This is a genomic window from Xenorhabdus griffiniae, from assembly GCF_015163655.1.
Taxonomy (GTDB): Bacteria; Pseudomonadota; Gammaproteobacteria; order Enterobacterales; family Enterobacteriaceae; genus Xenorhabdus; species Xenorhabdus griffiniae.
In genome coordinates this window covers 18,171-28,434 of sequence record NZ_JADEUF010000045.1, presented here as the reverse complement: position 1 = coordinate 28,434, position 10,264 = coordinate 18,171, and the positions used below count along the sequence as shown (strand labels likewise).

At 41.7% G+C, this 10,264-nt stretch carries 8 protein-coding genes; 5 read left to right on the top strand and 3 right to left on the bottom strand.

Annotated features, from left to right (window positions below; all coding sequences use genetic code 11):
* Positions 1 to 645 precede the first annotated feature (645 nt).
* The 3 genes from leuA (at position 646) to mutH (ending at position 4,840) form a co-directional block, all read left to right on the top strand.
* Complete coding sequence (gene leuA / locus IQ211_RS09170) at positions 646 to 2,250, top strand: 2-isopropylmalate synthase (RefSeq protein WP_189758538.1); 1,605 nt, start codon at positions 646 to 648, stop codon at positions 2,248 to 2,250.
* A gap of 2 nt (positions 2,251 to 2,252) precedes the next feature.
* Positions 2,253 to 3,392 (top strand): 3-isopropylmalate dehydrogenase, encoded by a 1,140-nt coding sequence (gene leuB / locus IQ211_RS09165; RefSeq protein WP_189758539.1) that lies wholly within the window; start codon positions 2,253 to 2,255, stop codon positions 3,390 to 3,392.
* Positions 3,393 to 4,159: 767 nt separating this feature from the next.
* Complete coding sequence (mutH, locus tag IQ211_RS09160) at positions 4,160 to 4,840, top strand: DNA mismatch repair endonuclease MutH (RefSeq protein ID WP_189758540.1); 681 nt, start codon at positions 4,160 to 4,162, stop codon at positions 4,838 to 4,840.
* Positions 4,841 to 4,979: 139 nt separating this feature from the next.
* On the opposite strand, the gene def is transcribed toward mutH, so the two are convergent.
* From def to IQ211_RS09145, 3 genes are all read right to left on the bottom strand, one after another.
* Positions 4,980 to 5,495, bottom strand: a complete 516-nt coding sequence (def, locus tag IQ211_RS09155; protein WP_189758541.1) for a peptide deformylase — start codon at positions 5,493 to 5,495, stop codon at positions 4,980 to 4,982.
* Between the two features lie 351 nt (positions 5,496 to 5,846).
* Positions 5,847 to 7,016, bottom strand: a complete 1,170-nt coding sequence (locus IQ211_RS09150; RefSeq protein ID WP_189758542.1) for a trans-sulfuration enzyme family protein — start codon at positions 7,014 to 7,016, stop codon at positions 5,847 to 5,849.
* Between the two features lie 21 nt (positions 7,017 to 7,037).
* On the bottom strand, positions 7,038 to 8,408 hold the full coding sequence (locus IQ211_RS09145; RefSeq protein ID WP_189758543.1) for a pyridoxal-phosphate dependent enzyme: 1,371 nt from the start codon (positions 8,406 to 8,408) through the stop codon (positions 7,038 to 7,040).
* A gap of 478 nt (positions 8,409 to 8,886) precedes the next feature.
* Here IQ211_RS09145 and IQ211_RS09140 point away from each other — a divergent pair, with 478 nt between their 5' ends.
* Complete coding sequence (locus tag IQ211_RS09140; protein ID WP_189758544.1) at positions 8,887 to 9,759, top strand: lipase family protein; 873 nt, start codon at positions 8,887 to 8,889, stop codon at positions 9,757 to 9,759.
* Between the two features lie 32 nt (positions 9,760 to 9,791).
* The gene (locus IQ211_RS09135; RefSeq protein WP_189758545.1) at positions 9,792 to 10,259 is read left to right on the top strand and encodes a membrane-associated Zn-dependent protease 1; all 468 of its coding nucleotides are present in this window, start codon (positions 9,792 to 9,794) and stop codon (positions 10,257 to 10,259) included.
* Positions 10,260 to 10,264 lie beyond the last annotated feature (5 nt).

Here is a 10,264-nt window from a genome sequence, read left to right as displayed (position 1 = left end):
CGTAATATTTTTATAGGTATGAATATTACCGGGTTATATATGCATGGAACTAACTCAACTTACACTCATGATTTGTATCAAAAACAATGAGCCAATAATGAAATTTCAATCTATCAAAATATAATTTATTAATATTCTATATGGTTATGACTTCTTAACCTAAGACACTGTGGTTAACATCTATCTATCCTTGTTCTTTATCCATCAGGGCAGGATTTTACTCCATATATAGATATGAAAAATAGATAAAAACATCGTTAAAAATGTAAAAAATAGTCACCGAGCTCAACAATGATGCAATAAACAACCAGAAATGTGTACAATTCACACTAAATTTACTCTTATACTGCTTGACATTACTTTTTAGATAAAGTATCTATAAAATACATTGACAATTAAAACTCAGTTAACAAATTTACAAAGGTTAGCTCACATGATTCACCCTATTCTTCTACTAAGCCTACTAATTATCGCCTTTAATCATGCGCGTGGTATGTTGGTGGGTGGAACACAGAGGATAAGTTAACCTACATCAGACACAAAAAACCCGCGCCATGCGCGGGTTTTTTTTACCTGCCGGCGCTCAAAGATAAACCCAGTTACAGAACTAAATTAACCAGTTAATCGATTTAACAGGAGCACAACATGAGCCAGCAAGTTATTATTTTCGATACGACGTTACGTGATGGAGAACAGGCATTACAAGCCAGTCTGAGTGTGAAAGAGAAACTGCAAATCGCTTACGCATTGGAAAGATTGGGAGTTGATGTTATTGAAGCTGGTTTTCCAGTTTCTTCTCCAGGAGATTTTGAATCAGTTCAAACCATCGCCCGTGAAATCAAGAATAGCCGTATTTGTGCCTTATCCCGCTGTGTTGACAAAGATATCGATGTCGCCGCTGAAGCCCTGAAAGTCGCTGAAGCCTTCCGCCTGCATATGGTACTCGCTACCTCAAATCTGCACGTCGAACATAAATTAAAAAGAACCTTTGATGATGTTGTGGAAATGGCGGTTCGTTCCATCAAACGGGCACGCAACTACACCGATGATGTTGAATTTTCCTGCGAAGATGCGGGCCGTACAGATATCGATAATTTGTGCAAAATTGTCGAGCAAGCCATCAAAGCGGGTGCAACCACCGTTAACATTCCAGATACGGTGGGTTACACAACCCCTTACCAATTTGGCGGTATTATACGCACATTATTTAACCGTGTACCCAATATTGATAAAGCGATTATTTCTGTCCACTGTCACGACGACTTAGGCATGTCCGTCGCTAACTCCATTACAGCTATCCAGGAAGGTGCCCGTCAAATCGAAGGCACGATTAATGGATTGGGAGAGCGTGCAGGTAACTGCTCACTGGAAGAAGTGATCATGACGATCAAAACGCGCCAGCAAATGTTGGGAGTACATACCAATATCAACCATCAAGAAATTTACCGTACCAGTCAGTTAGTGAGCCAAATTAGCAGTACACCGATCCCCGCTCATAAAGCCGTTGTTGGCAGTAATGCGTTTTCCCATTCATCCGGCATTCATCAGGATGGGGTGCTGAAAAATCGTGAAACTTACGAAATCATGACACCAGAATCCATCGGCCTGAAAGATACCCAGTTGAACCTGACCTCACGTTCTGGACGTGCCGCAGTGAAACATCGTATGACAGAAATGGGCTATCAAGAGAGTGATTACAATCTGGATGTACTGTATCAAGCATTCTTGAAACTGGCAGATAAAAAAGGGCAGGTGTTTGATTACGATTTGGAAGCCTTGGTGTTTATCAACCAACAACAGCAAGAACATGAACATTTCCGTCTGGATTATTTCAGTATCCAGTCAGGCTCCAATGTCATACCTACTGCAACCGTTAGCCTGGCCTGCGGAAATGAAATCAAATCCGAAGCCTCAACAGGCAATGGTACGGTTGATGCTATCTATCAGGCCATCAACCGCATTACAGGTTACCCTCTGGAATTAATTTCCTATCAATTATCCGGTAAGGGGCATGGTAAAGATGCGCTTGGTCAGGTTGATATTATCGTGGAATGTTTTGGCCGCCGTTTCCACGGAATGGGTTTGGAAACTGACATTATTGAATCCTCTGCCAAAGCTATGGTCCATGTTCTGAACAATATCTGGCAGGCAGAACAAGTAGAAAAAGAGAAGCAACGCATCTCCCAAAACGGTAACCAAGACAGCAATATTCAAAACAATCACCAGAACAACAAAAAGGAAACTGCATAATCATGACTTCAAGCCAATCTATTTCAAATGACGCGACTCAAGGCAAGCAAGAAACTAAGCATTACCACATTGCTGTTTTGCCTGGTGATGGCATTGGCCCTGAAGTTATGAAGCAAGCCTACAAAGTGTTAGATGCCATCCGTCATCGTTTTAATATCCGTATCACAACCAGCGAATATGATGTGGGGGGGATTGCCATTGATCGTCATGGCACCCCTCTACCTCAAGAAACGATGACTGGCTGTGAAAAGGCTGACGCGATCCTATTTGGCTCTGTAGGTGGCCCAAAATGGGAACATCTGCCACCCGCCGAACAACCCGAACGAGGGGCATTATTGCCATTGCGAAAGTATTTTAAATTATTCAGTAACTTACGTCCGGCACGCTTATATGCAGGCTTAGAATCATTCTGTCCCCTTCGCCATGATATCGCCGCCAAAGGCTTTGATATTTTATGCGTCCGTGAGCTGACAGGTGGAATTTATTTTGGACAACCCAAGGGACGTGAAGGTGAGGGAAAATATGAGCGTGCTTTTGACACGGAGATTTATCATCGTTTCGAAATAGAACGGATCGCGCGTATTGCATTTGAATCTGCGCGCAAGCGCCGCCATAAAGTCACTTCAATTGATAAAGCGAATGTTTTGCAAAGCTCCGTGTTATGGCGTGAAGTTGTTAGCAAAATCGCCAAAGATTATCCTGACGTGACAATCGAGCACATGTATATCGATAACGCCACTATGCAGTTGATTAAAAATCCCGCTCAATTTGACGTTCTATTATGCTCTAATATTTTTGGCGATATTTTATCCGATGAGTGCGCTATGATCACGGGTTCAATGGGAATGTTGCCTTCTGCCAGCCTGAATGAAAAAGGTTTTGGCTTATATGAACCTGCTGGCGGTTCAGCTCCTGACATTGCGGGTAAAAATATTGCCAACCCAATTGCCCAAATATTATCCACAGCACTGTTGCTGCGTTACAGCTTTGGCCACTTTAATGCCGCTGATGCTATTGAACGGGCAATCAACCATGCTTTGGAACAAGGTTATCGTACCGCAGATCTGGCGGGAAATGACAAAGCGGTCAGCACCGATGCAATGGGCGATATCATTGCACGCTATATCACCGAAGAAGTTTAGGAAAACCTAATCAAAGGGAAATACAGGCATTAAAAAAGGCCAGTAAGATAGCTTACTGGCTAGTAAAAATACCATGACTCGAAAAAATCAAAGGTAAATGAGCATAAGTGGAGTAAAAATGAACACTTTTGTCTGGTTTGATTTTAAATCTGCGTGGATTACTCCTCCAAGAGGGTTAATTCACAGGAAAAGCTAAAGTTATAAACATTTATTGTCTGGCCAGAACCATTTTATTCACTTTTTCTGTGGATATGTATGTGAAAAAGAGCGGGGTAAAACGGGTATACTTTTATTACATATTTTTACACTCGCTATAAGCGTAAATAAATATCCATTGTTTTTCATTATGTTAATACATTTTATACCCCTTTTAACGTTACATATCACTGATGAAAATTTTTGCCTTTTCTTGCCTTGAGCAAATATTAGCCATCGATGAATTTATCCACAGGATATGCCTTTTAGTTAAACAAAAATCGCCTATTTTTGTAGAAAACATCATTCATTAGCGCTGTAAATCAAACCAGTGATCTCACTTTTTATCACTTATCCCATAAATCTGTGGATAACATGGTGTAAGATCCTGTTTATTATCACTGGGAATAGGTGAACAATCATAATGAGTCTATTTTTAATGCAGCAAACAGCGATGAAAAGATCTTGTATATCATGCTATTATCAAAGTGATCTTGTTAACGATAAATTCATAATGATTTCCCAAAATTCACATGAGCATTTTTTAACCAGAAAAAAATATATTCTATAACATGTACTTTACGCCCCCAACACCGCCTGAAAACGAACAACAACTCTTCAATCGTGCCTATTCTCTGGCTGGCTTATCTATGGGTGAACTAGCTGCGCAAGCCAGGCTCTCCATTCCCCCCAATTTAAAACGTGATAAAGGTTGGGTCGGTATGTTGCTTGAATACTATTTAGGCGCAAATGCGGGCAGTAAACCTGAGCAGGATTTTGAACATATTGGTGTCGAGTTGAAAACTATCCCAGTGGATAGCAAAGGTTATCCATTAGAAACAACCTTTGTCTGTGTTGCCCCTTTAACAGGTAATAGCGGCATTATCTGGGAAAACTGCCACGTCAGGCGTAAATTATCCCGCGTCCTGTGGATCCCCGTTGAGGGGGAAAGAAGTATTCCACTCTCTGAACGCCGTGTAGGCTCTCCGTTGCTTTGGAGCCCGAATGTGGTTGAAGAAGAGTTGCTGAGACGCGATTGGGAAGAACTGATGGATCTTATTGTATTAGGAAAAGTCGAAAGCATTACTGCCCGTCATGGTGAAGTACTGCAATTGCGCCCCAAAGCCGCCAATAGCCGCGCATTGACCGAAGCGATAGGAGAACATGGCCAGCCAATTATGACGTTGCCCAGAGGTTTTTATTTGAAAAAAAACTTTACAGCACCGTTATTGGCTCGCCATTTCTTCTGGTAACCCTCACATTAAACTTCAGGTTACAATTTACAACATAATATGAAACCTGATTTATCCCTGCTTTGCAGGGAGATATAAGACGCATCTTGAAAGTCGATTGGTATAAAATTGCAATGTTAAAAAATAATTTATAATATCTTTATTTACCCAATATCTCATTTTCCTTATTATTTAACTTATTTTTCACTTTCTTCAATGCCATTTCCCTTTCCAATGGGGACAGATAATCGGTAAAAACAATGCCATATAAATGGTCAATTTCATGCTGCATAACAATTGATAAAAAATCTTCACTTTCTATCGTAATTGGCTTACCAAACCGATCAAATGCTTCTACCTTTATTTTTTCAAACCGTTCAACATCTGCGTAATACCCAGGTATCGACAGACAACCTTCCTGATTCACCACGCGACGCTCTTTTTCAACGATCTTCGGGTTAACCAAAACCATGGGCTGATCACGATTTGAAGAAATATCAATGACTGCAATCGCTTCTCTCCGACCAACCTGTGCAGCTGCCAAGCCTATGCCTGCGCTGTACATTGTTTCCAGCATGTCATCAATTAGCGTTTGAACTTTATCAAAATCAGTGACATCAACACATTTTTGTCTCAATCTTTCATCTGGAATTGTGAGGATATCTAGAATTGCCATAATGTATTTCCTTTGTTGTGACTTTTACCATTATTACTATTTTTAACTATACCAACCCAACTTCAAGTTGCAGCTTACAAATCAACGTGATTGTTTATATCTCCCGTTACGCGGGAAGATATAAGGTGTATCTTGAAAGACGATTGGTATATATACCTTTTTATTTCTTAAATTGCTACTGTATTAATTGCATTGCACCTTGAAATCTACTGCGTAGATTCCCATTGTAAAATGGTAAAATAAACCAAAAAATAATATTAATAAAAATGCCAAACGAAAAATATCGCCTGGCATCATTCTTTGGTTATCTTAATTTTTTGATTAAACTAGTATTCTTGTTTTATTTTCTTATTATAAACTCGCATGTTCAAATGCCTGAGACAAATCCGTTATCAAATCATCTGCATTTTCAATACCGACAGAAATCCGGATCAATTGTGGGGTAATTCCGGCAGCCAGACGCTTCTCCAACGGAATGGAAGCGTGAGTCATGGAAAATGGCTGACCAATCAAGCTCTCCACGCCACCTAAACTTTCCGCCAATGTAAACAGGTGCAGCGCTTTAATGACTCGACGCGCATAATCTTCATCCCCTTTCAGCACGATGGAGATCATGCCACCAAAACCTCGCATCTGACGTTTTGCCAATTCATGCTGAGGATGAGAAGCAAGGCCAGGATAATACACTTTCTCAACTTGTGGCTGTTGTTCAAGCCAATGTGCAATCTTCCCTGCGCTGTCAATATGGCGCTCCATACGCAGTGCCAGTGTCCGAATACCACGCAGGACAAGGAAACTGCTGAACGGATCAAGAATGCCGCCGATGGAATTTTGCAAGAAGGCAACTTGCTCGGCCAACTCTGTATTATTTCCCACCACTGCAAGGCCAGCGACAACATCAGAGTGTCCATTCAAATACTTAGTTGCAGAATGCACAACAATATCAAAACCCAAATCAAGCGGACGCTGAATATAAGGGGAAGCAAAAGTGTTATCTGCCACACTGATAATATTATGCCGCTTGGCAATCTGTGCAATCGCCGCTAAATCAGCTAATTTCAAGAGTGGATTGGTAGGCGTCTCCACCCAAATCATTTTAGTGTCGGGCTGAATTGCCGCTTCCAATGCCGCAGTATCCCCTGCCTCAATATAAGTCACTCTCAGACCTGCTGTCCGGCGGCGCACTTTTTCCAACAAGCGGTAAGTCCCGCCATAGAGATCGTCTACCGCAATGATGTGGCTGTCTTTATCAAGTAGCTCCAGAATAGTCGAACTGGCTGCCAGACCAGAACCGAATGCATAGCCACGTGTACCATTCTCCAATTCAGCAATCGCACGCTCTAAGGCATCACGTGTCGGGTTCCCACTACGGGAATATTCATATCCCGTATGCTGACCAGGTGCAGGCTGAGCATAAGTTGATGTGGCATAGATTGCGGGCATGACTGCCCCCGTGTGATCAGGTATATAACCTGCATGAACGCTTTGTGTATCAAATTTAATCTTAGCAAACTTAGCCATTAATTTATTCCTGAAAAGAGATCAATTGAGTTGTTGACGCCATGCATTCAATACATCGGTACGAGTAACAAGCCCCAGGAAATGATTGTCATCATCAACAATCAGGGCCACATGACCAGCATCAAAGGTAGCAATTAACTGCGCCAATGACGCTTTTTTATTGAGCGTATGAATCTGATTAGTCATCGCTTCAATAACAGGCAGCGAGAAATGATGTGAATTAGCCTGAATGGCATGCATGAGATCCCACTCATCAATAAGACCAACAATTTGATCGTTTTCGATCACGGGTAACTGTGAAATGTCATACAGACGCATTCGGTTATAAGCGATCTGCAAGGTATCGTGCGGGGAAACTGAAATCGTCGCGCCATCCTGATAACGATAGGTAATATAATCACTCAAATTATTTTCTTGTGGTTGTGAACGCAGCCCTTGTTCCAATAACCAGTAATCATTAAACATCTTCGATAGATATTTGTTACCGCTGTCACAAGCTAACGTCACGACGCGTTTCGGTGTTGTCTGTGCACGGCAATAACGTAACGCCGCCGCTAACAATGTACCTGAAGAAGAGCCTGCGAGGATCCCTTCGTTCAATAGTAAATCGCGGGCGCAGGCAAACGCTTCTGCATCAGTAATGCGATAAGCATGGTGAACCTGAGAAAAATCCCCAAGAGGTGGGACAAAATCTTCTCCAATACCTTCCACGAACCAACTTCCCGCTTCGTCATAGTGACCATACTCAACATAATCGGCAAGAATGGAACCTTTAGGATCTGCGAGGATAAATTCCGTATGAGGGGATATTTCCTTAAAATACTGGCTCAAGCCCCCCAAAGTTCCGCCAGAACCGACACCAACAACCACGGCATCAACATTCTGCTCCATTTGTTGCCAAATCTCTGGCCCTGTGGTCGCAAGATGCGCAGCTGAGTTCGCAGGATTATTGAATTGATCAATATAATAAGCGCCACTGATTTCTTTCGACAGACGCAGGGCGTAATCCTGATAATATTCTGGATGTCCTTTTCCAACATCAGAGCGTGTCAGGCGAACATCCGTTCCCAGCGCCCGCAGGTGATAAATTTTTTCGCGGCTCATCTTATCAGGTACAACTAAAATCAGTTTATAGCCCTTCATGGCGGCAACCAATGCCAACCCAATCCCCGTATTACCTGCCGTGGCTTCAATGATGGTGCCTCCTGGCTGCAACAATCCCTGTTTTTCTGCCTGCTCAATCATTGAAAGTGCAACACGATCTTTAATCGAACCGCCAGGATTCTGATTCTCTAACTTAATGAATAGCTGGCATGGGCCTGTATCCAGATGAGTCAATTCCAATAGCGGTGTATTCCCTATAAGTTCAAGAACCGAACGTGGTGCTGCCATATTTGCCTCTTGCTAATCGGTAAAATTTGCAAACAAAACTTTCAGATTGGGAAAGAATAACGCTGCATGGTAATCAATTTGAAAGAACAAATGAAAACTACATATAACAAAAGGGAATTAATTAATTCGATATTGATAAATTAAAACAGCTCTACAATTCATTATTTTTTATCATTTAATAATAAATAAATCCTAATAACAGGAACCTTATGAAAATAAGCACCTCACAATAATAACTTCATTGCAATCTATACTAATCCAACCTCAAGTTGCAGCTTGCAAATCAATGTGATTGTTTATATTTCCCCGCTTCGCGGGGAGATATCAGGTTCCATATCGTGTTGTAAATTGCAACTCGAAGTTTAATGCGTATATTCCTTAACTCAGAAAATTCGGTAAAATGGCAGACACTTGAAATGAAATAAGATAACCATCTCATAACTAAGCTTCTCAACAACAACGAACAAAAGAGGCATCTATGTATACATACAAAGAGGCCGCCAATTTTGCGGCATTCGTGTTATATGCTGCGAAGATGAATGAACAATACTACAATAATCCAACGCCCCCAGCCGATCCGCGAATTGAAGAAGATGGCTGGAAAGTTATCGCGTATATCTCCGCAAATGATCTGTTTTTCTCAGTCACGTCCAGAAAAGGCGAATGGCCTGATCATGTCTGTTATGGTTATGTAGCAAAGAAAGTGGCAGAAAAAAATAATTCTCCAGAGAGATATATTATTGCTATACGTGGGACTGATCCCACCATTTTGCTGGAAGATGTTCATGATGGGCTGATTGATTTTACATCACCGTGGTCCCGTTTCCCCAAGATAGCAGTCAGCCAGGGTTTTTTTAGTGTCTATGATTCAATGAAGCTGATTACCATTGAGCCTGAATCTCACTGTGATTACAGCAATCTCAACTTAGCTGAAGCAATTGCTCAATTTATAGGGGTAAATAGTCAATTCACTATAACCGGTCACAGCCTCGGAGCCGCAATTGCATCCTATCTGATGTATGAAATTGGCCCTCTGGCCCCCAATCACTCAGCCTGTTTATTTGCCTGTCCAAGACCTGGAAACCAAGAATTCTCCAGACTCGTTACCCAAAACTTTAGCAATTTTGCGGTGTTCAACTATATTGATGACGTCATACCGCATCTGCCTCCTAAAATCCTGGGATATGCCTCACTGGACTCTATCAACGAGTTTACACCTCAAACCAATTTAGCTATTTCAGATGGGCCGTTATGTAGCCACTATTTAATCAACTACATTGCCAGATTAGATTTGGATGTATTCAAAAGAGTGACAAAATACGGTGATATCGATTCTTGTATTAATTTATAGTTAGGAACTCATCAACAAACAGGAGCATAAAGATGAAATGGCGTGGTTATACATACGGTGCAGTATTAATGGCAAGTAGCCTGTTTTCCCCTGCATTATGGTCAAAAGGGGAGGCTCACTTGTTATTCCACATGGGGCTGGGAGCCAATGGTCAATTTTTGGTAGGTGGTACACTGCAAAATAAAGGCGACCAACCTGTGGCGGGAGGTTATCTGGCTATTTTACCTCTTAACGCAAAATGTGAGCCAGGTACACTGACAGTATACCCATTTGAGTCATTGGCATCGGGGGAAAAGAGGGAATTTCGCGTTCCAATAAATACCCCGCTAAGCAGTTATCGTTTAATTGGTTTTGGTGCCTATGACGATATGGGCTTTCCTCTCACCGCCATAGATGAAACAGCCAAAATTATTCAAGAGCGCGAATCCAGTGAACGCAAAGCTTGTCAGTCAGCCCGAACACCAATCTCTGCCAATCAACCAGCAACTCAACGGGGATGATAAAA

Excerpts from the sequence above, each read along its gene's own strand:
- IQ211_RS09145 (WP_189758543.1), bottom strand. The coding sequence starts at position 8,408 with ATGGCAGCACCACGTTCGGTTCTTGAACTTATAGGGAATACACCGCTA.
- def (WP_189758541.1), bottom strand. The coding sequence starts at position 5,495 with ATGGCAATTCTAGATATCCTCACAATTCCAGATGAAAGATTGAGACAA.
- IQ211_RS09135 (WP_189758545.1), top strand. The coding sequence starts at position 9,792 with ATGAAATGGCGTGGTTATACATACGGTGCAGTATTAATGGCAAGTAGC.
- IQ211_RS09150 (WP_189758542.1), bottom strand. The coding sequence starts at position 7,016 with ATGGCTAAGTTTGCTAAGATTAAATTTGATACACAAAGCGTTCATGCA.
- mutH (WP_189758540.1), top strand. The coding sequence starts at position 4,160 with ATGTACTTTACGCCCCCAACACCGCCTGAAAACGAACAACAACTCTTC.
- IQ211_RS09140 (WP_189758544.1), top strand. The coding sequence starts at position 8,887 with ATGTATACATACAAAGAGGCCGCCAATTTTGCGGCATTCGTGTTATAT.
- leuA (WP_189758538.1), top strand. The coding sequence starts at position 646 with ATGAGCCAGCAAGTTATTATTTTCGATACGACGTTACGTGATGGAGAA.
- leuB (WP_189758539.1), top strand. The coding sequence starts at position 2,253 with ATGACTTCAAGCCAATCTATTTCAAATGACGCGACTCAAGGCAAGCAA.